Origin of the sequence: Kitasatospora acidiphila (genome assembly GCF_006636205.1) — a bacterium.
Taxonomy (GTDB): Bacteria; Actinomycetota; Actinomycetes; order Streptomycetales; family Streptomycetaceae; genus Kitasatospora; species Kitasatospora acidiphila.
The window spans coordinates 4,239,428-4,266,285 of record NZ_VIGB01000003.1; the positions used below are offsets into that span (position 1 = coordinate 4,239,428).

Below are 26,858 nucleotides of genomic sequence, written 5' to 3' on the forward strand. Positions count from 1 at the left end.
GATCCCACCGCACCACATCCCCCGTCCGATACATCCGCCCACCCACCGCAAACGGACACGCCACAAAACGCTCCGCCGTCAAACCACCCCGACCCACATACCCCCGCGCCACACCCACACCCGCGATATACAACTCCCCCGCCACCCCCACCGGCACCGGACGCAACCACTCATCCAAAACAAACACATCCGTCCCCGCCACCGGCCCACCAATACCCGGCACCACCCCCACCGGCCCATCCACCACACCCACCACCGAATACACCGACGTCTCCGTCGGCCCATACCCATTCGTCACATCCCACGCCACCGCCCGCACCGCACCCGCCAACGACGCCGAAACCGCCTCACCACCCAACAACACCCGCAACCCCGACAACACCCCAGGCACCGCATCCACCAACGCCTGCACAAACGTCGGCGTCCCCTGCACAAACGTCGCCCCCGACACCTCAACCAACCCCGCCAACCGCACCGGATCCAACACCACCTCCCGCTCCACCAACACCAACCGCCCACCCCCAACAACGGTACGAACAACTCCACATTCGAAATATCAAACCCAAACGTCGTCACCCCCAAAAACACCGACGACGCCGACACCTCAAAACGCACCCCCATATCCCCCAACACATTCGCCAACCCACCCCGCGTCACCACCACACCCTTGGGCCGACCCGTCGACCCCGACGTGTACAACACATAAGCCACCGCACCATCCGGCACCGAAACCGGAACCCACCCACCACCATCAAGCCCCTCATCCCCCAGCCCATCCACCACCACCAACTCCGCACCACCAACGGAAGGCAACCGATCCCGCACCACACTCGACGTCACCACACACGAAGCCCCCGAATCCCCCAAGATGTACGCCACCCGCTCCCCCGGCAACTCCGGATCCACCGGAACGAACCCCGCCCCCGCCTTCAACACCGCCCACAACGCCACCACCAGATCCACCGACCGCGACAACGCCACCGCCACCCGGTCATCCACCCCACCCCACGCCCCACCAACACCCGAGCCAACCGCCCCGCACGAGCAGCCAACTCCCCATACGTCACCCGCTCCCCACCACACACCACCGCCACCACACCAGGAGTACGAGCCGCCTGCTCCTCCAACCCCTCCACCACACCCCGCACCACACCCAACCGCTCACCACGACCCCACCCCGCCAACACCACCCGCTCAACCTCAGACACCAGATCCAACCCGGAGACCTGCACATCCGGGTCGGCCAGCAGCAGTTCCAGCACCCGGGCGAAGCGCTCGCAGAGCGCGCTGACGCCTTCCGGGTCGAAGAGGTCGAGGGCGTACTCGATCTCGCCCTCGATGCCGGCCGGACGGCCCTGGCCGTCGAAGGTCTCCCGCAGGTCGAAGGTCAGGTCGAACTTGGCGACGCCACCCGCGATGCCCTCCAGCGAGGGGATGACGCCGGGCAGGTCGAGGTCGGGGTCGTCGGTGTTCTGCAGCACCAGCAGGGTCTGGAACAGCGGGTGCCGGGCCAACGAGCGTTCCGGGTTGAGGAGTTCGACCAGCCGCTCGAACGGCACGTCCTGGTGCCCGAACGCGGCCAGATCCCATTCGCGGACCCGCTTGACCAGGTCGCGGAAGCTCGGGTCGCCCGAGGTGTCGGTGCGCAGCACCAGGGTGTTGACGAAGAACCCGACCAGCTCCTCCAGCGCCTCGTCCGTGCGGCCCGCGACCACGGTGCCCAACGGGATGTCGGTGCCCGCGCCGAGCCGGGTGTAGAGCGCGGCCAGGGCCGCCTGCAGCACCATGAAGACGCTCGCCCCCGACTCCCGGGCGAGTGCGGTCAGCGCCTCATGGGTCCCGCTGTCCAGCCGCCAGCCCATCCGCTCGCCTCGGTAGCTGGCCACCGCCGGGCGCGGCCGGTCGGCCGGCAACTCCAGCACCTCCGGCAACCCCGCCAACGCCTCACGCCAGAACGCCAGTTGCCGCGCCGCCAAACTCTCCGGATCACCCTCCGAACCGAGCACCTCCCGCTGCCACAACGCGTAATCCGCATACTGCACCGGCAGTTCGGCCAGCTTCCGCCCCAGATACCCCGCCTCCAGATCACGCAGCAACGGCGCCAACGACCAGCCGTCACCCGCAATGTGATGCAGCACCAGCAGCAGCACATGCTCATCCGCACCAAGCCCGAACAGCACCGCCCGCAACGGCAACTCCGCCGCCAGGTCAAACCCCTGCCCAGCCATCTCCACCAACGCACCAGGAAGCTCCGACTTCCCAACCCGACGAACCGTCAACTCCAGCCGCGCCGACGGCAGAACCACCTGCCGCGGCTCACCATCGACCTCCGGGAACACCGTCCGCAACGCCTCATGCCGAGCCACCACCCCGTTCAACGCGGCCTCCAACGCCGCCACGTCCAGGGCTCCGCTGAGCCGGATCGCCAGCGGGATGTTGTACATGCCGCCCTGCTCGTCCAGCCGGTTGAGGAACCACAGTCGCTGCTGGGCGTAGGAAAGCGGGAGCGGCTCGGGGCGAGCCATCGGCCGCAGCGCGGCGCGGGCCCGGTCGGCGCCGTCGAGCGCCCTGGCCAGCCCGGCGACGGTGGGGTGCTCGAACACCGCCCGGATGGTGAGCTCGGCGCCCAGGGTGCCGCGGATCCGGCTGACCAGCCGGGTGGCGAGCAGCGAGTGGCCGCCCAGGTCGAAGAAGTCGTCGTCGATGCTGACCCGGGGCAGGCCGAGCACCTCGGCGACGAGCCGGCAGAGCACCTCCTCCCAGGGGGTGCGCGGGCCGCGCCCGGTGCCGGCGGCGGTGGCCTCGGGGGCGGGCAGCGCGGCCCGGTCCAGCTTGCCGTTGGCGGTCAGCGGCAGCGCGTCCAGGGCCAGGTAGGCGGTGGGGACCATGTAGTCGGGCAGCCGGCCCGCCGCGTGCTCCCGCAGGCCGTCGACGGCACCGACGACGTAGGCGACCAGGCGGCGTTCGCCCGCGGCGTCGTCCCGGACCAGCACCACGGCCTGGCTGACCTCGGGGTGCGCGGCGAGGACCGACTCGATCTCGCCCAGCTCGATCCGGTGGCCGCGGATCTTCACCTGGTGGTCGCGGCGCTCCAGGAAGACCAGCCGGCCGTCCTCGTCCTGCCGCACGTAGTCGCCGGTGCGGTACATCCGGGCGCCGGGCCGGTCGTCGAACGGGTCGGCGGTGAAGACGGCAGCGGTCCGCGCCGGGTCGTCGAGGTAGCCGCGGCCGACGCCGGTGCCGGCCGCGTAGAGCTCGCCGGGGGTGCCGGGCGGTACCGGGCGGAGCCGGTCGTCCAGCACGTAGAGGCGGGTGTTGCGGACCGGGAGGCCGATCGGGACGGGGCCGGCGGGCAGCGCGGCCGGCGAGTCGAGCAGCGCGTGGGTGACGTCGTCGGAGCACTCGGTCGGGCCGAAGGCGTTGATCAGCGGGATGGCCGGGTGGACACCCAGCCACTGCTCGGCGACCTCGCGCGGCAGCGCCTCGCCGGTGACCATCAGCAGCCGCAGGGCGGCCGGCGGCAGCGCTGCGGCACCGGGCGCGGCCCAGCTCTCCAGTGCGGCCCTCAGCAGCGAGGGGACCACTTCGAGCACCGGGACGCGTTCCTCGGCGACCAGCCCGAAGAGCGCCCACGGGTCGGCGGCGGTCTCCCGCTCGACCACGCGGACCCGGCCGCCGACGACCAGCGGGGCCAGCATCTGCCAGATCGAGATGTCGAAGGTCAGCGGCGCGTTCTGGACCACGGTGTCGGCGGCGGTCAGCCCGCAGTCCTCGACCTTGGCCAGCAGGTGGTTGTTCATTCCCCGGTGGTGCACCATCGCGCCCTTGGGGCGCCGGTGGAGCCGGAGGTGAAGATCACGTAGGCGAGGTCGTCACCGGTGCCGACCACCTCGGGCAGCGGTCCGTCCGGCAGCCCGGCCGGCACGCTGAACCAGGGCAGTTCGCCGCCGGCCTCGGCGGTGATCCGGGCGACCGTGTCGGCGTGCTCGGCGGGCGCGATCAGCGCGGCGGCGCGGCAGCGGGTCAGCAGCGAGGCCGAGCGGGCCACGGGTGCGGCCGGGTCGAGCGGCAGGTAGCCGGCGCCGATGCCCATGGTGCCGAGCACGGCGGCGACGAAGTCCGCGCCGGGAACGGCCAGCAGGCCCACCACATCGCCCCGCGCCACCCCGGCGGCGAGCAGCTCGTGGGAGACCGCGCCGGCCCGGGCGGCGAGGGTGCGGTAGTCGGTGTCGCCGGTCCGGTCGGTGACCGCGATGGCGTGGGGGCTCCCGGCCGCGTGCTCGCGGACCCGGCCGGCGATGTGCCGCAGGCCGCCGTCGTCGGTGCGCCGGGTGGCGTCCCAGCCGGCCCGCAGCAGCTCGGTCTCGTCGTCGGCGAGCAGGTCGAACTGTCCGAGGGGCCGCTCGGGTTCGGCGGTGACGCGGGCCAGGAAGCGCAGGAACCGGGTGTGGTGGTCGGTGATCTCGGCGTCGCTGTAGAGGTCGGCGTTGCCGTCGAAGATCAGCTGCACCTCCCGGCCGTCGTTGCGGTCCAGTGCGCTGATCTCGATGTCCTCGACCACGCCGTTGGACAGGTTGTGGGCGGTCACCGGATGGCCCGCGAAGGTGGTGTCGTAGTCGAACGGCATCACGTTGACGCTGACCGAGGCCAGCCGGGTGCCGCCGCCGACCGCCTGCAGGTCGCGGCTGACGTCCTCCTGACGGTAGCGCTGATGGCGGATCACGGCACGGGCGTCGCCGGTGGCCTGCTTCAGCAGTTCGGCGAAGGTGGTGGCGGGGGTGACGTCCAGGTGGATCGGCAGGATGTTGGCGACCACGCCCGGGGTCTCCCGCAGCACCGGCGTGGTGCGGCCCTGCAGCGGGAAGCCGATCGGCACGGTGCGGGCGCCGGTGGCGGCCGACAGGTAGGCGCCGACCGCCGCGACCAGGCCGATCGGCCAGCTGCTGCGGGCGTCCCGGGAGACCCGCTTGAGGTCTTCCAGCACCTCGGCCGGCACCGCGGCGCCGCTGCGCCGCAGCCGGGCGGTGGCGGCGGCGGTGCGGGCGGTCAGGCTGACCGGTTCGACCCGGCGGGCCATCCGGGCCTGCCAGAACTCCCGGGCCCTGGTGAACTTGTCGGACGAGCGGTAGCCGGTCTCCTCGGCGATGAAGTCGGCCAGCCCGGCGAAGGTCGGCGGACCGTGGTCGGCACCGGCGACCAGCGCGCTGTAGACGGCGGCCAGCCGGTGGGTGTAGATCCGGCCGCCGGCGCCGTCGCTGATGATGTGGTGGTTGCGGTTGAAGTAGATGAAGTGGTCGTCGGCGAGCCGGAACAGCGCGTCGCTGAAGTGCGGCCCGTCGGCCAGGTCGAAGGGCCGCTCCAGCCGGTCGTCCATGATCCGCACCGCCTCGTCCCGGGCGTCCGCGCGCCCGGTCAGGTCGATGCGCTCCAGCTGGATGCGGGCCGCGACGACGTACTGCCAGACCCCGTCGTCGTCCTCGCGGAACCGCACCCGGGCGCTCTCCTGCTCCTCCAGGGTGATGGTGAGCGCCCGCTCGAAGTTTTCCTCGTCCACCGGCCCGTGGATCTCCAGGTACTCGCTGACCTGGAAGACGTTGTCCGGGTTCAGCTTCTGTGCGTACCAGACGCCCAGCTGGGCGGCGGTGAGCGGCTGACGGTCGGCCATGGACCAAGGCATGTGGGTGTCTCCGAGGCTGCTGGTGGCGGCTGGACGGGTGGTGCGAGTGTCCGGCGGCCCCCTACGGGAGCCAGCGGCGCAGCACGAGGACGGCGTTGTGGCCGCCGAACCCGAAGGAGTTGCTCATCACGGTGTCGACCTGGTGGCGCTGGGCGGTGTGGGCGACGAAGTTGACCGAGGGGTCGATCGGCCGGTGGCAGTTGATGGTCGGCGGGACCACCCCGTGGTTGATCACCAGACCGCCGATCACGGCCTCCACGGCACCTGCGGCACCGATCATGTGACCGGTCATCGACTTGGTGGAGCTGACCGGGATCCGCTCGATCCGGTCGCCGAACTCGGCGCGCAGCGAGGCGAGTTCGGTCTTGTCGTTGAGCTGGGTGCCGGTCCCGTGGGCGTTCACGTAGTCCACGTCCGCCGGGGTCAGCCCGGCGTCCGCCAGCGCCTCGCGGATCGCCCGGCGAGTGGAGACGCCCTCGGGGTGCGGCGCCGTCCAGTGGTAGGCGTCCGAGGTGGCGGCGTAGCCGGCCAGCTCGGCCAGGATGGTCGCGCCGCGGGCCAGCGCGTGCTCCTGGGACTCCAGCACCAGCATGCCGGCGCCGGCCGCCATCACGAAGCCCGCCCGGTCCTCGTCGAACGGCCGGGAGGCCTCGGTGGGGTCGCCCTCCCGGGCGCTCAGTGCCTTGGCGTTGCCGCTGCCTGCCAGGTCGACCCGGGTGATGATGTCGTCCGCGCCGCCGGTGATCACCACGTCGCAGACGCCGGCCCGGATCCACCGCAGCGACTCGCCGATCGCGTCGGCGCCCGAGGCGCAGGCGCTGCTGGAGGCCCGCGAGGGGCCCATCGCGCCGGTGGCGAGGGTGATCTCCCCGGCCGCGCTGTCGATCGCGCCGGTCACCGCCGCCATCGGGGAGACCGCCCGCGGGCCCTTGGCGTCCAGCTCGCGGACGTGGTCGGCGAGCGACTTCATCGGTCCGTAGCCGCTGCCGACCAGCACGCCGACCCGGTGCGCGTTCTGCTGGTCGATCGTCAACTTGGAGTGCTCCAGCGCCTCCTGGGCGGCGACCAGGGCGTACCGGGCGTACGGGTCGGTGCGGCGGGCCACCTTGTACGGCAGGTGGGCGGACACGTCGAAGCCCTTGACCTCGCCGGCGATCCGCACCGGCAGGTCGGCCGCCTCGATCTGGGTGACCGGCCCGATGCCGCTGCGGCCCGCCTGCAGCGCCTCCCAGGTGTCGGCCACGTCGTGGCCAAGCGGGGTGACCAAGCCCCAGCCGGTGATGACGACCCGGCGCCGGGCCGGGACGGGGCTGCGCGAGTCCATCACTCGCTCCCTTCGGTTGCGTCGAGCGCGGGCAGCAGCGGGAAGTCGCCGCCGGCCTGGGCCCCGGCGAACAGCGCGTCGGTCAGCTCGACCGGCACGTTGAGCACCACCGGGTGGCCCGACTGGCAGAGCTTCCAAGCCTGTTCGAGGTCGCCCCGGAGCGTGGTCCGGTCGTCGAGGGTGAACTGGTGCAGGCCCGGCAGCTCGCGGGCGCCGGGGCCGGGGACGGTCGGGTCGGCGAACCGGTAGTCGGGCAGCGGGGTGACCCGCTGGTCCAGCTGGCTCTGCAGCCAGCCGTAGCCGCCGTTGCGCAGCACCAGGTAGAGCACGCCGAGCCGGTGCTCGATCAGGGTCGGCAGGTCGGCGTCGAAGAGGGCGAAGGCGCCGTCGCCGACCAGGGCCACCACCGGCCGCTCGGGTGCCGCGGCCTTGACCCCGGCCGCGGCTGCCGCCCCGAAGCCGAGGCTGGTCTGCTCGGACGGCACCACCGAGCCGGCCGCCGCGCCGACCTGGTGCAGCGGGTAGCGGTAGGACCACATGTCCTGCAGCCCGTTCTCCTGCACCAGCACCAGGTCGTCGGGCAGCACCTCGGCGAGCGCGGCCAGCACCTCGGGGATCCGCAGCCGGGGCTCGGCGGCCAGATCGGCCAGCCGCTCGCGGTGCTCGCGGTGCAGTTCGGTGTGGACCGCGGCGGCCCGGGCGGCCCAGTCGGCGGCGCCGGCCGGGCGCGGGATCGGCGCGGCCAGCTCGCCGGCCAGCAGCGCCCCGGCCTCGGCCAGCACCTTGGGGCCGGCGTAGTCGGTGTGGAACTCGCCCGCGTCCAGGTTGACCTGGATCACCGGCACTTCGCGGCCGATCGCCGCCGGCCAGCCGTAGGTCGCGGTCTCCTCCAGCCTGCTGCCCAGGGCCAGCACGCAGTCGGCGCGGCGCCACAACTCGGCTGCCGCCTCCGGGAGGTAGAGACCGGCCAGGCCGCAGAAGAGCGGGTGCGACTCGTCGAAGGCGCCGCGTCCGCTGGCGGTGCAGAACACCGCCGCGCCCAGCCGGTCGGCCAGCTCCTCCAGGGCCCGGCCGTGGTTGGCGTGCCGCATGCCGCCGCCGACCAGCAGCAGCGGGCGGGCGGCGCCGGCCAGGGTGCGGCGGGCCGGGGAGTCGTCGGCCAGGGTCAGCCGGGCCGGGCGCAGCGCGGTCTCCCAGCTCGGCTCGGTGGCGGGCCGCAGCGGGATCTCGGCGCCGAGCAGGTGGTCGGGCAGCTCCAGGTAGACCGGCCCCGGCACGCCCTCCCGGGCGGTCAGCAGGGCGCTGCGCAGCATCGGCACCAGCCGGCTCGGCGCGTCCACCCGGGCCGCCCACTTGACCAGCGGGGCGACCACCGAGAGCTGGTCCAGCTCCTGGAAGGCGGCGGCGCCGCGCTGCTCGACCGCGGTGCCCGCCGACAGCATCACCACCGGCACGGCGGAGCAGCGGGCCTCCAGCAGACCGGTGACGGTGTTGGTGACGGCCGGGCCCTTGCCGGTGAAGGCGATGCCGGTGCGGCCGGACTGCAGGGCGTAGCCGGTGGCCATGTGGAGTGCGTTGCGCTGGTCCCGGCAGAGCACCAGGCTCAGGTCGCCGTCCTGCAGGGCGGCCAGCAGGTCGAGGTCGTCGGCGGGCAGGCCGAAGGCGTCCTGGACGCCGTGCTCGCCGAGCACCGAGACGACGGCTCGCCAGCAGCCGGTCACGGTGGGGCCGTTCGGCGCCGTGGTGTCCGGGGCGGTCATGCGGCACCTCCCGACAGCCGGGGGCCCAGGTGGTCGGCGACCGCCTTGGAGATCAGCAGCGGCTCGGTGTGCCGGACGCCGCCGACCGCCGCGTAGTTGGCCCGGACGCCGCGGCCGCCGAACGGCTCGTTGCCGTTCTCGATGTCCGCGACGGTCGCGTTGAGGCTCACCGTGTGGCGCCTGCGCAGCAGTTCGATCAGCTCCGGCTCGTCGCCGTAGACGGTGGCCGCCATCGCCCGCTCCTCGAAGTACTGGTGGCGCAGCGTCCGGTGGAGCCATTCGCCGCTGGTGTACGGCACCACGTTGAAGATCGGTGCGAACAGCTCCGGCGGGTTGGTCGCGCTCTCCACCGGGCGGACCAGGACGGTGGGGGCCAGGTGGCTCTCCGTCAGGTCGGCCCGGCCGCCGACCAGGATGAACGACCGGTTGTCCATCAGGTGCGAGATGGCGTCCTCGAAGGCGTCCAGGTAGTACATCGAGCCGTAGTCGGCGGTCGGGTCCTCGTAGCGGCCGTGCTTGAGCGAGCGCACCCGGCGGCTGAGCAGGTTGCAGAACTGCGAGCTGAGCGAGGTGTGGACGAAGTAGACGTCCGGACCGAAGCAGTCCTGGCCGGAGTTGAGCATCCGGGCCCGGATCGCGCCGTCCACGGCGTCGCCGAGGTCGGCGCCGGGGCCGACCACGAACGGGTTGACGCCCTGGCCGAAGTAGAGGAACAGCTGGTCCTTGCGCAGCTGCGGGCGGATCTTCTCGGCGTTCTCGAACGAACCGGTGAACACCAGCACCTGGGAGTCGGCGACGTCGTTCTCCAGGAAGTCCCGCTGGCCGGTCTGCCGCAGCCGGATCGGCAGTCGGTGCGCCTCGCCGAGCAGCTTGTGCAGCCGCTCCAGCTGGCTGTCGATCCGGCCGGACGGGCGGAACACCAGGCGCTCGGTGTAGAGGGACGGGATCAGCAGGTAGAGCACGTAGCTGTAGAGCGGGATGTTCGAGGGCATCAGCACGGCCAGCTGGTCGAGCCGCGGCGGCCGGAACCCGGTCACCTCCTGCTCGGCACCCGCCAGCGCGGCCAGCGCGACCTCGATCTCCCCGGCGGCGGTTTTGTGGTTGCAGCTCTCGTAAAGGACCTGGAGGACTTCCTCGCGGCGATCGACGAGGATGTCCGCAACATTGTGCAGGCCGGTCATCCGATCCGCAAAGGGAATGTGGTACGGCGTCTCGACCGGCGTTTCAGCGACGATCTGGGTCACTGGAGTTATCCTTTCCTGCCGTCTCGTGCGACCGCGGACTCCGCCAATCGCTGCAGCGACTGGCGGTCGACTTTCCCGGTTCTGTTGAGCGGGAATTCCGGAAGGACCACCACCCGGTTGGGCCGCTCGTGGTCGGCGAGGTGCTCGGCCACCGCGGCACGCCAGTGCGCCACCGGGCGCTCGGCCTGGTCGGCGACGAAGAAGACCAGCTGGGCCCGGCTCGGCACGCCGTCGGGGAAGACCGGGATCACCCGGACCGGCGCCCCGCAGGCGCTGGCCCGGTCGGCGATGCCGTCCGGGTAGAGGGTGTGCCCGAGGCGGTGCACCGCCGAGCGGCGGCCCAGCACGGTGAGGTTGCCGACCGCGTCGAACCGGCCGATGTCATCGGTGCGGTAGTCGGTGTGGTCCACCGGCAGCACCTCGCCGCCGGGGCCGAGCAGGCCGGTCATGTAGTCCGGGGTGCGGACCACGATCTCGCCGACGGTGCCGGGCCCGACCGGCAGGCCGGCGTCGTCCACCACCCGCACCGAGAGGCCGTCCAGCGGGCGCCCGCAGCCGACCGGGTCCGGCAGCACGGCCAGCGCGATGTTCCCGGCCTCGCTGCTGCCGTAGCCGTCCAGCAGCGGCTGCCCGATCCGGTCGGCGAACCGCCGGCTCAGCTCCCGCCCGAGCGGCTCGCCCCCGACGCACCACATCCGCACCGTGCTCAGCCCGTCCTGGCCGGCCCGGCCGCTGTCCAGCATGTTGAGCAGCGTGTGGTAGGTGGCCGGCACCGCGTCCACCACGGTGACGCCGTGCGCGGCGATCGCGGCCAGCGCCGAGTCCACCCGCTGGCTGCTGGTCTGCAGCGCCAGCGAGCAGCCGGCGGTCTGCCAGAGCAGCAGCATCGACAGGCCGTACTGGTGGGTGAAGGGCAGCAGCGGCAGCAGCACGTCGTCGGGCCGGTAGCCCATCCGGGTGCGGGTCCGCTCGGTGTTGCCGCGGACCGAGGCGCCGGAGCGCACGATGCCCTTGGGGGTGCCGGTGCTGCCGGAGCTCCAGACGATCAGGCCGTCCGGGCGGGCGAACCAGGGCGCGAACCGGGCCAGCCGATCGCCGGTCACCGCGCCGTCCGGGGCCTCGGCGGCCTCCTTCAGGGCCGTGGTGCACAGGTCGGCCAGGGTCAGCTGCGCCGCGGGCGTGGTGCCGGGCGGCAGCGGATCGTCGGTGAGCAGCCGCCCGGCTCCGGCGTCGGTGAGCAGTCGGGCCTGCTCGGCGGCCGGAGTGCGGCGGTCGACCAGGGCGATCGACACCCCGATTTCCATCAGTGCGAATAGCACCAGGACGAATTCGGCGGTATTGGCACCGGTGAGCACCACACGGTCGCCCGGTCCGATTCCGCGCAGTCGAAGTTCCCGTCCGACGGTCGTTATCGCGCCGTCCAGCGCGGCCGACGACAGGCGCCGTCCGTCAGTATTGATGAGCATCCCCACAGGACCCCCGGGCCGACTGGATTTGTCTTCGCCAGCGAGGGTACGGAGCGGACTACACGTGATCTATATCCGCGTGACGGACCCGGACCGCCGCATTTACCCAGGACACATAGTTCGGATATAGCAGCCTGCCCAGACTGCTGGTTCCAGCGGCCGCGACTGCCTCCCTCCGGTCGCCGGCCGCCGCCTGTCCCACCGGAACCCATCGAACGGACGTGTTCATGACCCAGATCGACACGGTGGCCGCACCGGCGGCGCTGGTACTGAGCGAGGCGGAGCGCCGGCAGACCGGCGAGCTGGCCGACCGGCTCGCCCGCACCGAGCCGGCCCGCACCGACGACCCGCGGTGGCTGGCCGCCGTCCGCGACGCCTCCGCCGAGCTGCCGGCCCGGCTGCTGGTCGAACTGCGCCGGTTCCGCCACGACGCCGGCCCCGACGCGGTGCTGCTGGTCCGCAACCTGCCGGTGGCTCCGGCCGACGGCGGCCGCGAACTGCCGCCCACCCCGACCCAACCGGGGTCGGTGGAGCGGGTCGCCGGCACCGCCGCCGCGGTGATCACCGCGGCGATGCTGCAGCTCGGCGAGGTGGTGGCGTTCCGCAACGAGAAGACCGGCGCGCTGGTGCAGAACGTGGTGCCGGTGCCGGGCCAGGAGGCGCTCCAGAGCAACGCCGGATCGGTGCTGCTCGAGATGCACAACGAGAACGCCTTCCACCCCAACCGCCCGGACTACGTAGGCCTGTTCTGCGTCCGCGAGGACCCCACCGGGCAGGCCAGGCTGAGCACCGCCTCGGTGCGGCGGGCGCTGCCGCTGCTGTCCGGGCGCAGCCGCCGGGTGCTCGGCGAGGAGCGCTACCTCACCGAGGCGCCGCCCTCCTTCGAGGGCCGGGAGGGCATGGTGCCGGCCCATGCGGTGCTGCGCGGCGCCGCCGAGGACCCGGACATCCTGGTGGACTTCTCGGCCACCCACCCGCTGGACGACGAGGCCCGCGGGGCGATGGCCGAACTGCGGGCGGCCCTGGTGCGGGTGACCTCGGCGCTGGCGCTGGGCGCGGGCGACCTGGCGGTGGTGGACAACCGGCTCGCGGTGCACGGCCGCACGCCGTTCACCCCGCGCTACGACGGCACCGACCGCTGGCTGCACCGGGTCTACGCCTCGCTGGACCACCGGCGGTCCCGGGCGGTCCGGGCCGGGGCCGGCGCGGTCCTCGACTGAGCCGGGCCCACGGCTGCGGCCGGACCCGCCCGGGGTCCGGCCGCCTCGCTGCTGCTCCAGTGCTTCAGCCCACCGCGCCGGGCAGGAAGTCCGCGACCCGCACGCCGAGTTGCTCGGCGCCGGCCCGGTCGCGCACCCACCGGGCGAGCGCCAGGTCGAGCACCCCGAGGCCGAACGGCGAGAACACCACCCGGCGTCCGGGCAGCCGCCGGAACGGGGACCCGGAACGCAGCAGCGTGCCGAGCTCGGCGTCCACGAACTCCCGCCCGCCGGTCTCCAGTTCGGCCAGGTGCAGCGAGGTCCGCTCGCGGCAGACGTGATCGGTGTCGTCCACCACGTTCTGCGCCTCCAGGACCGCCTGCACGGTCAGGTCGCGCAGCGAGACGTGCAGCACGGTGGCGTCCGGCCGGCAGGCCGTCAGGTCCATGTGCGGGGCGCCGGCGGTGGTGGCCAGGGCGACCAGCGAGTGCGTCCGCAGCGCGGCGGCGGCGCTGTCGGCGACCGTCACGGTCAGCCCTTGCAGGGCCGCTTCGGCGCGCCGGGCGAAGTCCTTGGCCCGCCCGGCGTCCAGGTCGTAGACGGTGGCGGTGCGCACCGAGGGCAGCCGGGCGGCGGTGAACCGCAGCACCTCCAGGTTGATCGGACCGAGCCCGATCATGGCGATCCCGTCGGGCTCGGGGTCGGCGGTCAGCAGGCCGGCCGCCAGCGCGGCCGAGGCGGCGGTGCGCTTGGCGGAGATCAGCGAGGCCTCGATGAAGGCCTCCGGACGGCCGTCCACCGTCGAGTTGAGCACCAGGGCGGCGCTGGCCCGCTCGATGCCGCGGGCCAGGTTGCCGGGGAAGCTGGCGATCCACTTCATCCCGGCCACCGGCTCGGCGCCGCCGAGGTACGCGGGCAGGCCGATGATCCGGTCGGTGGGCTGGTCTGGGAAGCGCAGGAACACCGAGTGCGGCAGCGCGCTGCGGCCCTCGTCGTGCAGCCGGTACGCCTCGGCGACCAACTCCAGGATGTCCTGCTCGCGCCCCTGGAGCAGGGCGCGCACCTCGTTGTGGCCGACTATCAGCACTGAGCGCTCACTTTCCGGTCCGGTTCGGGGGTCGGACTCGGCCCCTTCCACAGGTGGGCGACCTCACCGAAGTGGTCGCGGACCCAGTCGTCGTCGTAGATGGTGTCCAGGTAGCGGTCGCCGCCGTCGGGCAGGATCAGCACGCAGGTGGCGCCGGCCGGCAGCTCGCCGGCGATCCGCTCCAGCGCGGCGACCACCGCGCCGGAGGAGCCGCCGGCCAGCACCGCCTCGCGCTGCGCCAGCAGCCGGCAGCCCACCACGCAGTCCAGGTCGCTCACGTGCAGCACCCGGTCGGCGTCCGCGGCGTTCAGCAACTGCGGTACCACCGAGGTGCCGTGACCGGGGATCAGGCGCCGGCAGGCGACCGGCGAGCCGAACAGGGCGCTGCCGATCGCGTCCACCGCGACCAGGGTGGTGGGCAGTTCGCGGCGCCGGATGTACTCGGCGCAGCCGCCCAGGGTGCCGCTGGTGCCGGCGGCCACCAGCAGGTAGTCGATCCGGCCGTCCAGCTCCCGGTCGATCTCCGCCATGGTGGTGAGGTGGGCCCGCGGGTTGAGCGGGTTGGCGTACTGGTCGGGGCAGTAGGAGTCCGGGGTCTCGGCGAGCAGCCGGGCCACCAGGTCCAGCCGGGCGGGCAGCAGCTCCCCGGTGGCCGGGTCGGGCTCGGTGACCACCCGCACGTCGGCTCCGTAGGCCCGCAGGATCGCCAGGTTCTGCGGGGTGGTGCGGGCGTCGACGACGCAGATGAAGCGCAGCCCGAAGTAGCCGCAGATCTGGGCCAGTCCGATGGCCAGGTTCCCGGAACTGGACTCGATCACCGTGGACCGGCCCGGCACCAGCCGACCGTCCTGGATGCGCTCCAGCAGCATGCTGAGTGCCGAACGGTCCTTGATGCTGCCGCCCGGGTTGAACCGCTCCACCTTGGCGAACACTCGGACGGGAAAGCCGGGTACCAGCCGCTCCAGCTCGATGAGCGGGGTGCCGCCCACCGTCGAGAGGATGCCTTTCAGCCCTGCCGACACGGCTCTCCCTTCGCCGTCGGAGGGCGTGGCCCCCGACCACCGGTCTCATTCCGCAGGGAGTGTCCCGGGCCCGGCTATCGGCGATCTATACCTGCCGACCGCGTCCACCGGGCCGTGTAGAGACCGTGTAGGCGAGCCGGCTGTACTGGCCGGCGACGGCGACTAGCCGTCGATCCGCGAGCCCTGGACCGCCCCGGCCGGCGCCTTCTTGGGCCACAGCAGATAGGTGAGGGCGATCACGCCGTGGATGCCGACCGTGCGGAGCGCGACCAGCTGCCACAGCCGCAGCGGGCCCGCGGCCGGGGTGCCGCTGCCCACGTAGAAGACCGCCAGTTGCAGCAGCCCGCAGGCCACCGCCCCGGCGAGCAGCGAGCGCAGCCACAGCTTGCCCTCGTGCTTGGCCCGCGGCATCCCGTACTTGGGCGGCTTCGGCGGCTTGGGCGCACCGGCCAGCCGGTGCGCGGCGTGCCCGTCCAACCAGCGGATGGTGTAGTGCCCGTAGGCCACCGTGAAGCCGATGTAGAGCGCGGCCAGTCCGTGCTCCCAGCTGGGTTTGGCCCCATTGCGCAGGTCCACCGCGGTCGCGATCAGCAGCACGACCTCCAGCAGCGGCTCGCAGAGCAGCACCGCGACGCTGGTGCGGCGCAGCTTCAGCAGGTAGCGCACGGCCAGTCCGGCGGCCAGCAGCACCCAGAAGCTGACCTCGCAGATGATGATGAGGGTGACGATCACGTCGTGCTCCTTCTTCCGCTCGCCCTGCCATCGTGGCATCCGCGCAGGTGCGGGGCGTCGTCGTCGGAGAGGACCCGGGGGTGCATCTTTCGATGTACGCGGCGGTGCCGGGAGATGGGCAGGGCCGCGCCGAACACCCCGTGGTGGAATGGTGGCATGGTACCGGCTGCTCCCCGACCGCACCGTGATGATCTGTCAATCGCCTTTCTGGGCCTGGCCGGTGGGCTGGTGCTCTGGTCCGCGGGACTGCAGACGCAGCTCGGGCGCCCGCTGCACGGGGCCTGGGCGCTGCTGCCGCTGACCGTGACCGCGGGCCTGGAGGTGCTGCGCCGGGCCCGGCCGGTGCTGGCGCTGTCGCTGGGCACCCTGGCGCTGGCCGGCGACCAGCTGACCAGCGGCAGCCTGGCCACCGTGCTGATGTTCACCGACCTGGTGTACGCGGCGGTGCTCTACGCCGGCCCGGCGGCGGCCCAGCGGATCCCGGTCGGCGCGGGCCTGCTCACCGCGACCGCCACGATGGGCTTCCTCGCCTGGTACCGCCGCCCGGAGGCGATCTTCATCGGGGTGGTGATCGGGCTGGTCACCCTCGGCCCGGCGACCACCGGGGCGCTGGTCCGCAACCACCGGGAGGCCGCCGAGGCGGCCCGGCGGCACGCCGCGCAGAGCATCAGGCTGGCCGAGATGGACCGCGCCCAGGCCGTCACCGCCGAGCGCACCCGGATGGCCCGCGAGCTGCACGACATGGTCGCCAACCGGCTCACCGCGATCGCCATCCACTCCACCGCGGCGCTCTCGCTGGACGACCGGGCCGGCGAGAGCGCCACCGAGTCGCTCACGGTGATCCGGGAGAACAGCGTCGAGGGCCTGGCCGAGATGCGGCGGCTGATCGGGCTGCTCCGGGACGGCAGCGGCGAGGCCGAGCCGGCCGCGGTGCCCACCCTGGACAGCCTGGGCGCGCTGGTCGAGGGTGCCAGGGCGAACGGCCTGGACGCCGTGCTGGAGGACGCCCGCCCGCCGGAGGCGGAGGTGCCCGCGCCGGTGGAGCTCGCCGCCTACCGGATCACCCAGGAGTCGCTGACCAATGCGCTCAAGCACGCCGGCCAGGGCCGGGTCACGGTCCGGCTCACCCTGCGGGACGGGGCGCTCACGGTGCGGGTGACCAGCCCGTTCGCCGATGTGCCGCCCCGGGCCCCCGGCTCGGGCGCCGGCCTGATCGGCATGGAGGAGCGCGCCGCCCTGCTGCGCGGCACCTTCCGGGCCGGCCCGCTGGTCACCCCGACCGGCAGGTGCTGGCAGGTGCTGGCCACGCTGCCGACCGTGCGCCCCCGGTCGGCCCACCCCGAGGAGGGAGCAGCATGACCATCCGCGTCGTCGTCGCCGAGGACCAGTCGGCGGTCCGCGCCGGCCTGGTCCTGATCCTGCGCACCGCGCCCGACATCGAGGTGGTCGGCGAGGCCGCCGACGGCGAGCAGGCGGTGGCGCTGGCCCGCACGCTCCGTCCCGACCTGGTCCTGATGGACATCCGGATGCCGCGGCTGGACGGGGTGTCGGCCACCCGCGCGGTGGTCGGCGAGGGGCTCGCCCGGGTGCTGGTGCTGACCACCTTCGACCTGGACGAGTACGTCTACGGCGCGCTGCGGGCCGGTGCCTCGGGCTTCCTGCTGAAGAACATCGACGCGGACGGCCTGGTCGGCGCGGTCCGCGCGGTCGCGGCCGGCGACAGCCTGATCGCGCCCAACCTGGCCTGGCGGCTGATCGCGGAGTTCGCCAACACCCGTGGCGCCAAGGGGGACCGGCTGGCCGCCCCGACCGCGCTGGAGTCGCTCACGCCGCGCGAGCGGGAGGTGCTCTCCTGCCTCGGCGAGGGTCTGTCGAACGCCGAGATCTCGGCTCGGCTGCGGCTGGCGGAGACCACCGTGAAGACCCACGTCAGCCGCCTGCTCGGCAAGCTCGATCTCCGCAGCCGGGCCCAGGCCGCCGTTCTGGTACGCGAGTTGGAGGGATGACAGTGCACCGCTCGGTCTTCGTCACCGGGGGCAACCGGGGCATCGGGCTGGCCACCGCGCGGGCCTTCGCCGAGCTCGGCGACCGGGTCGCGATCACCTACCGCTCGGGGGAGCCGCCGGCCGGCTTCACCGCCGCGGGCGGCCTGGCGGTCCGCTGCGACGTCACCGACCCGGAGCAGCTGGAGCAGGCCTACCAGCTGATCGAGGAGCGGCACGGACCGGTGGAGGTGCTGGTGGCCAACGCCGGGATCACCCGGGACGCCCTGCTGCTGCGGATGTCCGACGAAGAGCTGGCCGCGGTGCTGGACGCCAATCTGACCGGCGTCTTCCGCACCGTGCGGCGGGCCCTGCGCCCCATGGTGCGGGCCCGGCAGGGCCGGATCGTGCTGGTCTCCTCGGTGGTGGCGCTGCACGGCGCGGCCGGGCAGACCAACTACGCCGCCAGCAAGGCCGCCCTGGTCGGACTGGCCCGCTCGCTGGTCCGCGAGCTGGGTCCGCGCGGGATCACCTGCAACGTGGTCGCGCCGGGGCTGGTCGACACCGACATGACCGGGGCGCTGCCGGACGCCCAGCGGGCCGCGATGATCGACGGGATCCCGCTGGGCCGCTCGGCCCGGCCCGAGGAGATAGCCGGCGTGATCCGGTTCCTCGCCTCCGCCCGGGCCGGCTACCTCACCGGCGCCGTCATCCCGGTGGACGGGGGCTCCGGGCTCGGCTTCTGACGCAGCGTCAGTTACCTGCCAGCCTTCCGAGGGCGCGCAGGCCGGCGAGGACCTCCTCGGCGGTCGGGGCGCCCTCCGGGTCCATCAGCCACTGGGTGAACATGCCGACGAGCAGCGCGTTCTGGACGGCGCCCACGGTGCGCGCCGCGCTCTCGTCGACGGTCTCCTCCGGCACCTTGAGCAGGGCGGCGGCGAGCCCTCGGCGGCCCTGGCGCTGCGCGTCCAGCAGCAGCTCCCGCAGCGCCGGATCGTACTCGGCCTGGACGAACGCCTCGACGGAGGCGAGCCAGAGCTTGCGGGTGTCAGCGAACGAGGTGAGCATCTGGCGCCAGAGCTCCTGGTACTGCCCGCTGTCGTCGACCGCCGGGTCGAGGGCGGCGGCCAGGGCCGCGCCGAGATCCTGCCCCCACTCGTCCATCGCCCGCACGAAGGCCGCGGTGAGCAGCGCGTCCCGGGAGCCGAAGTGGTAGCCGATCGCGGCATGGTTCACGCCGGCGGCCGCCGCGATGTCGCGCACGGTGGTGCGGGCCCAGCCCTTCTCCTTGAGGCACTGGGCGGCCCCGGCCAGCAGGTCTTCACGGTTTCCCATGGCGCCAAGGCTAGCGCCAGCTGAACCAGTCGGTTAAGCCATTCGGTTTATCCAGCTGGCGAGTGTGACACTTGATGGGCCCGCGGAGATGGCCGGGCCCAGAAAACCGAGGTGCGGTCCCCCGCCCCTCCTTGCGACCCTTGAGGGATGCCCGCGATGAGTTCCTCCGCCGCCCGATCCGCCGACGCCGCCGCCATCGGGGAGCTGGCGGCCCGGCTGCCCGAGCTGACGCTGCGCGACCAGCAGCGGATCGGCCGCCGGCTGGACGGGGCGCGCCGGGTGCGGGGGCCCGAGGCCCGCGCGGCCATCGCCGCCGAGCTGGCCGTCGAGATCGACCGCGCCGAGCTGCGGATCGAGCAGCGCCGCCAGGCCGTCCCCGAGATCCGCTATCCCGCCGAACTGCCGGTCAGCCAGAAGAAGGACGACATCCTGGCCGCGATCCGGGACCACCAGGTGGTGATCGTCGCGGGCGAGACCGGCTCCGGCAAGACCACCCAGATCCCGAAGATCTGCCTGGAGCTGGGCCGCGGCGTCAAGGGCCTGGTCGGCCACACCCAGCCGCGCCGGATCGCAGCCCGCACGGTGGCCGAGCGGGTCGCCGAGGAGATCGGCACCCCGCTCGGCGAGACGGTCGGCTGGAAGGTCCGGTTCACCGACCAGGTCGGCCAGGACACCCTGGTCAAGCTGATGACCGACGGCATCCTGCTCGCCGAGATCCAGACCGACCGCGAACTGCGCCAGTACGACACCCTGATCATCGACGAGGCGCACGAGCGCAGCCTCAACATCGACTTCATCCTCGGCTACCTCAAGCAGCTGCTCCCCCGCCGCCCCGACCTCAAGGTCGTCATCACCTCGGCGACCATCGACCCCGAGCGGTTCGCCCGCCACTTCGGCGACGCCCCGATCGTCGAGGTCTCCGGCCGCACCTATCCCGTCGAGGTCCGCTACCGGCCACTGGTCGACGACACCGCCGACGCCGAGGACGGCGACGAGGTGGACCGCGACCGCGACCAGATCCAGGCGATCTGCGACGCCGCGGAGGAGCTGCAGGCCGAGGGCCCTGGCGACATCCTGGTCTTCCTCTCCGGCGAGCGCGAGATCCGCGACACCGCCGATGCCCTCAACAAGCTGAACTTGAAGTTCACCGAAGTCCTGCCGCTCTACGCCCGGCTGAGCTCGGCCGAGCAGCACAAGGTCTTCCAGCGCTCCACCAAGCGCCGGATCGTGCTGGCCACCAATGTCGCCGAGACCTCGCTGACGGTGCCCGGCATCAAGTACGTGATCGACCCGGGCACGGCCCGGATCTCGCGCTACAGCCACCGCACCAAGGTGCAGCGGCTGCCGATCGAGGCGATCAGCCAGGCCAGCGCCAACCAGCGCAAGGGCCGCTGCGGCCGTACCAGCGACGGCATCTGCATCCGGCTCTACTCGGAGGAGGACTTCCTCTCCCGCCCGGAGTTCACCGACGCCGAGATCCTGCGCACCAACCTGGCCTCGGTGATCCTGCAGATGACCGCCGCCGGCCTGGGCGACATCTCGGCCTTCCCGTTCCTGGACCCGCCGGACTCGCGCAACATCAAGGACGGCGTCAACCTGCTCCAGGAGCTCGGCGCCCTCGACCCGGAGCAGCAGGACCCGCGCAAGCGCCTCACCTCGCTCGGCCGCAAGCTGGCCCAGCTGCCGGTCGACCCCCGGCTGGCCCGGATGGTGCTGGAGGCCGACAAGAACGGCTGCGTCCGCGACGTCATGGTGATCGCCGCCGCGCTCTCCATCCAGGACCCGCGCGAACGCCCCACCGAGAAGCGGCAGGCGGCCGACGAGCGGCACCGCCGGTTCACCTCGGAGACCTCCGACTTCCTCTCCTACCTGGCGATGTGGCGGTACGTCAGGGAGCAGCAGAAGGAGCTGTCGTCGTCCGCCTTCCGCCGGATGTGCAAGGCCGAGTTCCTCAACTACCTGCGGATACGGGAGTGGCAGGACATCTACATCCAACTGCGCACCGTCGCGAAGCAGTTGGGCGTCACCATCGAGGCAGAGTCAACTAGCGGCTCCGCCGCGTGGCACGACGACGCCGAGCCGGACGCCGACCGGATCCACCAGTCGCTGCTGGCCGGCCTGCTCTCCCACGTCGGCCTGTTCGACGTGGAGAAGCGCGAGTACGGCGGCGCCCGCGGTGCCCGGTTCGCGGTCTTCCCTGGCTCCGGCCTGTTCAAGAAGCCGCCGCGCTGGGTGATGTCGGCCGAGCTGGTGGAGACCTCGCGGCTCTGGGCCCGGATCAACGCCAAGATCGAGCCGGAGTGGATCGAGCCGCTCGCCGCCCACCTGATCAAGCGCACCTACAGCGAGCCGCACTGGGAGAAGAAGGCCGGCGCGGTGATGGCCTATGAGCGGGTCACCCTCTACGGCGTACCGATCGTCGCCCAGCGCCGGGTCAACTACGGCCGGATCGACCCGGAGCTCTGCCGCGAACTGTTCATCCGCAACGCCCTGGTGGAGGGCGACTGGGAGACCCACCACCAGTTCTTCGCCGCCAACCGCCGGATGCTCGACGAGGTCGAGGAGCTGGAGAACCGGGCCCGCCGCCGCGACATCCTGGTGGACGACCAGACCCTGTTCGACTTCTACGACGCCCGGCTGCCCGAGGAGACCGTCTCCACCCGGCACTTCGACGCCTGGTGGAAGAAGGCCCGGCACGACCAGCCCGACCTGCTCAACTTCGAGAAGTCGATGCTGATCAACGACGCCGCCGACGGCGTCACCGAGGCGGACTACCCGGACTACTGGCAGCAGGGCAAGCTCCGCTTCAAGCTGACCTACCAGTTCGAGCCGGGCAGCGATGCGGACGGCGTGACCGTGCACATCCCGCTGCCGGTGCTCAACCAGGTGTCCGCCGAGGGCTTCGACTGGCAGATCCCGGGCCTGCGAGGCGAGTTGGTCACCGCGTACATCCGGGCCCTGCCCAAGGCGATCCGGCGCAACTTCGTGCCGGCGCCGGACTTCGCCAAGGCCGCGCTGCGCGAACTGACCGACCGCCAGGAGCCGTTGCTGCCCAGCCTGGAGCGGGTGCTGCACCGGATGTCCGGGGTGCCGATCCCGCCGGAGGCCTGGGACGACGACCGGGTGCCGGAGCACCTCAAGGTGACCTTCCGGGTGGTGGACGGCAAGCGCAAGCTGGCCGAGTCCAAGGATCTGGAGGAGCTGCGCCTCAAGCTCAAGCCCAAGCTCAAGGAGACCCTCTCCTCGGCCGCCAGCGGCCAGGGCATCGAGCGCACCGGCCTGACCGCCTGGCCGGCCGACCTGCCGCAGCTGCAGCGGACCTTCGAGCAGCGCTCCCGGGGCCACTCGCTGCGCGCCTACCCGGCGCTGACCGACGACGGCGACAGCGTGTCGATCAAGCTCTACGACACCCCGCAGGCCCAGGCGCAGGCGATGTGGCAGGGCACCCGGCGGCTGCTGCTGCTCACCTGCAACTCCCCGGCCAAGCAGATCCAGGCCCGGCTGGGCAACCAGGCCAAGCTGGCGCTCTCCTACAACCCGCACGGCTCGGTGCCGGCGCTGTTCGAGGACATCACGGCCTGTGCCACCGACCGGCTGATGGCCCTGAACGGCGGGGTGGCCTGGGACGCCGAGTCCTTCGCCAAGCTCTATGACGCGGTGCGGGCCGATCTGTACGAGCTGTCGGCGGACACCACCCTGAAGACGGCCTCCGCGCTGATCGCCTACCACCGGGCCGGCAACCGGCTGAAGACGGTGCAGAGCCCGGTGCTGCTCTCCGCGGTCAACGACGTCAAGCTGCACCTGGCCTCGCTGGTCCACCCGGGCTTCGTGACCGCGACGGGCTGGCAGCGGCTGGGCGACGTCAAGCGGTACCTGATCGCGGTGGACCGGCGGCTGGAGGCGCTGCCCAACCACCCGCAGCGCGACCTGACCAACCTGTACAAGGTGCAGGAGGTGCAGCGGGCCTACGGCGAGCTGCTGGCGGCCGTGCCGGCCGGGCAGCAGCCGACCGAGGAGGTGCGGCAGATCCGCTGGATGATCGAGGAGCTGCGGGTGAGCTTCTTCGCGCAGTCGCTGGGCACCCCGGCGCCGGTGTCGGAGAAGCGGATCCTCAAGGCGATGGACGCCGCCCGCGCCACGCTCTGAGCCCGTTGGGGCGTACCCCCAGGTCGGGCCGATCGGCCGGTTCGACCTGGGGGCCCCGGATGCAGTACGATCTGTCTTGTCGCCGCCGAGAGCAGCGGCAAACAACTGCGACAAGCAGTGAAATGCCTGGCCCTGTGGAGCAGTTGGTTAGCTCGCCACCCTGTCAAGGTGGAGGTCGCGGGTTCAAGTCCCGTCAGGGTCGCCAGTGCGAGAGGTCCGGAACCGTGAGGTTCCGGACCTCTCGTCGTTTCGGCTGCCGTCCGCACCGCCGAGGGACTCGACGAGCCGTCAGGCGGCATTATCGGCAGCTTGGTCCAGGCCACAAGAGTGCCTGCTGTGACGGTCGTCACTTATCTTTCCTTGAACTTCGTGAGCTCGGACCCCTCCAACAGTGCCAGTCATTTAATATATAAAATTGCACCTGCTTTCCGGGCATTCCCCTCTCCGGTCACCCGGATTTCCCTTCGCCCCGGGCGCCACAATGGATATCCATTGTTTCGCCATTTCCTGGTCAACTGACAGTCATGAAACAGTTGATACTCATGTCAGACCGGCCCGTCGGTGCATTGACGTCCAACAACCGGTCGGCGCCTCGACCCGGACCGGAAAAGCCTCCGGGGCATGCCGAAGGGGCCACCTCCCGGACCCGGCGGAGTCCAGGGGCGGCCCCTTCGATCAAGCTGTGCGCCAACGTGCCGGCGGCGGGATGAGCAGCCCGCCGCGGGCGACCGTCAGGCCTCGGTGCGCTGAGCCGGAATCCCGGCCAGCAGTGCCCGCACCTCCGCCTCCCGGTAACGGCGGTGGCCGCCGAGCGTGCGGATGGACGTGAGCTTGCCCGCCTTGGCCCACCGGGTCACCGTCTTGGGGTCCACGCGGAACATGGTGGCGACCTCTGCCGGCGTCAGCAGGGGCTCGGCGTCAGGGGTACGAGCGGTCATGAGCGGCCTCCTCGGAGAACCGAACCAGGGCGGTTCTATCCTTCAAATTCTGCACCTTGGCCCGCGATGCCCGAAATGGCACGGACGGACCGAGTCGGTTATAGGACGAACGGCTTGTCCTGGTGTCTACAACTACACCATCCGTCCAGCCCTATCGACCAAACCGCCAAAATTGGCCCCTCACGGGTTCAAGAGTGGCGGAAGGCGATGGACCATCCCATAACGGACAGTCACTGAATCGCGACATTCGGTTATGGGACGCCCAGACCTATCGTTTCCCCCCAAAGCGCACATCGACCCCGGATCCACCCAAAAGTGGGCAGGGGTGATGAGACTTGGGCGGCTTGTCCCATTTTTACCGTTACTCGTAAGTTCGCGTCAACGGTGAGTAGTGTCACGTTAATGGGGTATTGACCCGAACCGGGACCTTCGTCCCAAGAGTCCCGAACATTTTTCCTACAAGGTACACACACCGGTGCCACCAACTGGCTCCCCCGACTCCCACGCCCGGCCGCAGGCCGGACGGCCCGTGCGCTCCCCGCGCCCGTCCCCCGTGCGAACTCCCCCTGTTGACCCCCGTCAGCCCCTCCCGCCGCCCCGAGCCCCCGTCAGTTGGCCTGACGCAGTGCCTGTACCCGGCGCCAGCGCTCGGTCACCGTCTCGTAGACCTGCGCCGCGGTATCCGCATCCCCCGCCCGCAGCGCCGCCAATCCGTCGGCCAGCTCGCCGGCCGACTGGTCCGCCGCCAGCGTCTGCTCCCCCATCACGTGCACCAGCCCCCCGTAGTCCAGTTCCACCAGCGAGCGCGGATGGAACTCCTCCAGCCAGCGGCCCACCTCCTCGGCGCCCTCCGCCAGCGGGGTTCCGCTCAGCTTCTCGCGCAGCACCCGGTAGCCGCGCGCCACCCGGCGGCGGGCCTGCGCCATGGTGGTCAGGTAGAACAGCGCCGCCGGCTCCACGCCCTCGCCCTGGCCGGGCCCGCCGGCGGGCAGGTACCGCCGGTCCTCCGGCCCGAACGGCAGGAACCAGCGGACCGGCACCTCCCAACGGCTGGTCAGGATCCACGGCCGGGCATCCGGGTGGGCCGAGCGCCAGCTCGCCTGGGCGGCCAGCGCCTCCTCCCGCACCGTCCGCGGCAGCACGGTCTCCAGCAGCGTCACCGGCAGCGAGTCCCGCAGCTCCTCCAGGGCCTGCCAGCTGCGCAGCCGGGTGGCCCACGGGCAGACGTAGGCGACCGAGTCGACCACCCGCACGAAGGCGCCCTCGTGCTCCCGCGCCGCCCCGTCCCAGGAGGGCGCGGCGCGCGACGGGCGGGGCAGCAGCTCGGCGAGCGCCTCCCGCTGTGCTTCGAGCGCCGCCCGGGCCACCGGCTGGTCGGCCGAGGCCGCGTCCGGCCCGCGACCGGCCAGCTCGGCCTGCCAGCGGGCCCGATCCGGCTCGGGCAGTGCCGCGAGGGGCTCGTACACCCGCAGGTGGGCGGCGTAGGGCGGCAACACGGAAGTGCGCACAGCGGTCACGTCCTGCATGGTCGCACGGGCCACCGACGGAACGGGAGGCAGCGACCGATGCAATCCGGCCGTTCCGAGCCCCATTCGTGGCCGTCCGGGGGGATCTGCGCGGGGCACCCGCCGACTAGGCTTCGCGGTAGATGCCCGCACCACAGCAGCGGGCCCGCAGATACTGGAGTCACCACAGTGACCGACGTACGCACCGAGTCCGCGACGCACCCCGCACCAGGCGTGCTCAGCCGGATCTTCCGTACTGAACAGGACGGCGCCCCGGGCGACGGGCACGAGCAGGTCGTGCTCTGCCACGACCGGACGTCCGGCCTCAAGGCGATCATCGCCATCCACTCCACCGCCCTGGGCCCGGCCCTCGGCGGCACCCGGTTCCACCAGTACGACTCCGAAGAGGAGGCGCTGGAGGACGCGCTGCGGCTGTCCCGCGGGATGAGCTACAAGAACGCGCTGGCCGGGCTCGACCTGGGCGGCGGCAAGGCCGTGATCATCGGCGACCCGAAGGCCAAGGCCGAGGGCGGCGACAAGTCCGAGGCGCTGCTGCGCGCCTACGGCCGCTTCGTGCAGTCGCTGGACGGCCGCTACATCACCGCCTGCGACGTGGGCACCTACGTCCAGGACATGGATGTGATCGCCCGTGAGTGCGACTACGTCACCGGCCGCTCCCCGAGCAGGGCGGCGCCGGCGACTCCTCGGTGCTGACCTCGTACGGCGTCTTCCAGGGCATGCGGGCCTCCGCCCAGGCCCGCTGGGGCCAGCCGACGCTGCGCGGCAAGCGGGTCGGCGTGGCCGGCGTCGGCAAGGTCGGCCACTACCTGGTCGGCCACCTGGTCGCCGACGGTGCCACCGTGGTGATCACCGACGTCTCCGAGGCCGCCGTCAACCGGGTCCGGGCCGCCCACCCCGACGTCGAGGTGGTCGCCGACACCCAGGCGCTGCTGGGCGCCAAGCTGGACGTCTACGCCCCCTGTGCCCTGGGCGGCGCGCTGGACGACGACACCGTGGCCCAGCTGACCGCGGCCGGCACCTCGGTGGTCTGCGGCGCGGCCAACAACCAGCTGGCCCACCCGGGTGTGGAGAAGGACCTCGCCGACCGCGGCATCCTCTACGCGCCCGACTACCTGGTGAACTCCGGCGGTGTGATCCAGGTGGCCGACGAGATCGACGGCTTCAACTTCGAGCGGGCCAAGAACAAGGCGACCAAGATCTTCGACACCACGCTGGAGATCTTCACCCGGGCCGCCGCCGACGGCGTGCCCCCGGCGGTCGCCGCCGACCGGCTGGCCGAGCGCCGGATGCGTGAGATCAGCGCCCTGCGCACGATCCTGCTGCCGGGCGCACGCAAGGGCTGACGCTCCGTAACCGGGTCCTGATCACAATGTGGACCCGGATTGCCGCTTGTCCCCCGATCGGGCGCCGCCAGGGCCAC

Annotated in this window: 16 protein-coding genes, 1 tRNA gene and 3 pseudogenes; 7 read left to right on the forward strand and 13 right to left on the reverse strand. The window is 72.2% G+C overall.

Annotated features, from left to right (window positions below; genetic code table 11):
• Positions 1–157: 157 nt before the first annotated feature.
• From E6W39_RS44225 to E6W39_RS19970, 7 genes and pseudogenes are all read right to left on the reverse strand, one after another.
• A pseudogene (locus tag E6W39_RS44225) lies at positions 158–999 on the reverse strand (AMP-binding protein); the annotation flags it as partial.
• Positions 930–3,149: a condensation domain-containing protein gene (locus E6W39_RS43045; protein ID WP_407658627.1), complete on the reverse strand. Its 2,220-nt coding sequence runs from the start codon at positions 3,147–3,149 to the stop codon at positions 930–932. The gene E6W39_RS43045 and the pseudogene E6W39_RS44225, both read right to left, overlap by 70 nt.
• Positions 3,150–3,275: 126 nt before the next feature.
• Positions 3,276–5,677, reverse strand: a pseudogene (locus E6W39_RS43050) (condensation domain-containing protein); the annotation flags it as partial.
• Positions 5,678–5,738: 61 nt separating this feature from the next.
• On the reverse strand, positions 5,739–7,001 hold the full coding sequence (gene fabF / locus E6W39_RS19955; RefSeq protein ID WP_141634679.1) for a beta-ketoacyl-ACP synthase II: 1,263 nt from the start codon (positions 6,999–7,001) through the stop codon (positions 5,739–5,741).
• Positions 7,001–8,761, reverse strand: a complete 1,761-nt coding sequence (locus E6W39_RS19960; RefSeq protein ID WP_141634680.1) for a thiamine pyrophosphate-binding protein — start codon at positions 8,759–8,761, stop codon at positions 7,001–7,003. The genes fabF and E6W39_RS19960 overlap by 1 nt, the downstream gene beginning before the upstream one ends.
• Entirely contained in the window at positions 8,758–10,005 is a 1,248-nt protein-coding gene (locus tag E6W39_RS19965; protein WP_141634681.1) for an aldehyde dehydrogenase family protein, read from the reverse strand. Before E6W39_RS19965 ends, E6W39_RS19960 begins: the two co-directional genes overlap by 4 nt.
• Positions 10,006–10,010: 5 nt before the next feature.
• Positions 10,011–11,471: a class I adenylate-forming enzyme family protein gene (locus E6W39_RS19970; protein ID WP_141634682.1), complete on the reverse strand. Its 1,461-nt coding sequence runs from the start codon at positions 11,469–11,471 to the stop codon at positions 10,011–10,013.
• Between the two features lie 227 nt (positions 11,472–11,698).
• Here E6W39_RS19970 and E6W39_RS19975 point away from each other — a divergent pair, with 227 nt between their 5' ends.
• Positions 11,699–12,691 carry a TauD/TfdA family dioxygenase gene (locus E6W39_RS19975; protein ID WP_141634683.1) on the forward strand — a complete coding sequence of 331 codons (993 nt, stop codon included), beginning with the start codon at positions 11,699–11,701 and terminating at the stop codon, positions 12,689–12,691.
• A 64-nt stretch (positions 12,692–12,755) separates the two neighbouring features.
• Here the strand turns inward: E6W39_RS19975 and sbnB are convergent, their stop codons facing one another.
• From sbnB to E6W39_RS19990, 3 genes are all read right to left on the reverse strand, one after another.
• Positions 12,756–13,757 (reverse strand): 2,3-diaminopropionate biosynthesis protein SbnB, encoded by a 1,002-nt coding sequence (gene sbnB / locus E6W39_RS19980; RefSeq protein ID WP_141634684.1) that lies wholly within the window; start codon positions 13,755–13,757, stop codon positions 12,756–12,758.
• A complete protein-coding gene (gene sbnA, locus E6W39_RS19985) occupies positions 13,751–14,779 on the reverse strand; it encodes a 2,3-diaminopropionate biosynthesis protein SbnA (protein WP_141634685.1) in 1,029 nt (342 codons plus the stop codon). Before sbnA ends, sbnB begins: the two co-directional genes overlap by 7 nt.
• A 162-nt stretch (positions 14,780–14,941) precedes the next feature.
• A complete protein-coding gene (locus E6W39_RS19990; RefSeq protein WP_141634686.1) occupies positions 14,942–15,511 on the reverse strand; it encodes a hypothetical protein in 570 nt (189 codons plus the stop codon).
• 156 nt (positions 15,512–15,667) lie between these two features.
• Between E6W39_RS19990 and E6W39_RS19995 the strand changes: the two genes are divergently transcribed.
• The 3 genes from E6W39_RS19995 to fabG are packed head-to-tail and all read left to right on the forward strand — an operon-like array spanning position 15,668 to position 18,239.
• Complete coding sequence (locus E6W39_RS19995) at positions 15,668–16,870, forward strand: sensor histidine kinase (RefSeq protein ID WP_141634687.1); 1,203 nt, start codon at positions 15,668–15,670, stop codon at positions 16,868–16,870.
• On the forward strand, positions 16,867–17,517 hold the full coding sequence (locus tag E6W39_RS20000) for a response regulator (RefSeq protein WP_141634688.1): 651 nt from the start codon (positions 16,867–16,869) through the stop codon (positions 17,515–17,517). The genes E6W39_RS19995 and E6W39_RS20000 overlap by 4 nt, the downstream gene beginning before the upstream one ends.
• Positions 17,518–17,519: 2 nt before the next feature.
• Positions 17,520–18,239, forward strand: a complete 720-nt coding sequence (gene fabG / locus E6W39_RS20005) for a 3-oxoacyl-ACP reductase FabG (protein WP_181799706.1) — start codon at positions 17,520–17,522, stop codon at positions 18,237–18,239.
• 7 nt (positions 18,240–18,246) lie between these two features.
• On the opposite strand, the gene E6W39_RS20010 is transcribed toward fabG, so the two are convergent.
• Positions 18,247–18,828 (reverse strand): TetR/AcrR family transcriptional regulator, encoded by a 582-nt coding sequence (locus E6W39_RS20010; protein ID WP_141634690.1) that lies wholly within the window; start codon positions 18,826–18,828, stop codon positions 18,247–18,249.
• 147 nt (positions 18,829–18,975) lie between these two features.
• Between E6W39_RS20010 and hrpA the strand changes: the two genes are divergently transcribed.
• Both hrpA and E6W39_RS20020 read left to right on the forward strand, forming a co-directional pair.
• A complete protein-coding gene (hrpA, locus tag E6W39_RS20015; protein ID WP_407658414.1) occupies positions 18,976–22,974 on the forward strand; it encodes an ATP-dependent RNA helicase HrpA in 3,999 nt (1,332 codons plus the stop codon).
• A 128-nt stretch (positions 22,975–23,102) separates the two neighbouring features.
• Positions 23,103–23,179, forward strand: a tRNA-Asp gene (locus tag E6W39_RS20020).
• Positions 23,180–23,705: 526 nt separating this feature from the next.
• Here E6W39_RS20020 and bldC read toward each other — a convergent pair.
• Both bldC and E6W39_RS20030 read right to left on the reverse strand, forming a co-directional pair.
• Positions 23,706–23,912: a developmental transcriptional regulator BldC gene (bldC, locus tag E6W39_RS20025; protein ID WP_014137253.1), complete on the reverse strand. Its 207-nt coding sequence runs from the start codon at positions 23,910–23,912 to the stop codon at positions 23,706–23,708.
• 608 nt (positions 23,913–24,520) lie between these two features.
• On the reverse strand, positions 24,521–25,429 hold the full coding sequence (locus E6W39_RS20030) for a hypothetical protein (RefSeq protein ID WP_228718234.1): 909 nt from the start codon (positions 25,427–25,429) through the stop codon (positions 24,521–24,523).
• A gap of 177 nt (positions 25,430–25,606) precedes the next feature.
• Between E6W39_RS20030 and E6W39_RS20035 the strand changes: the two are divergent.
• Positions 25,607–26,781, forward strand: a pseudogene (locus E6W39_RS20035) (Glu/Leu/Phe/Val dehydrogenase dimerization domain-containing protein).
• Positions 26,782–26,858 lie beyond the last annotated feature (77 nt).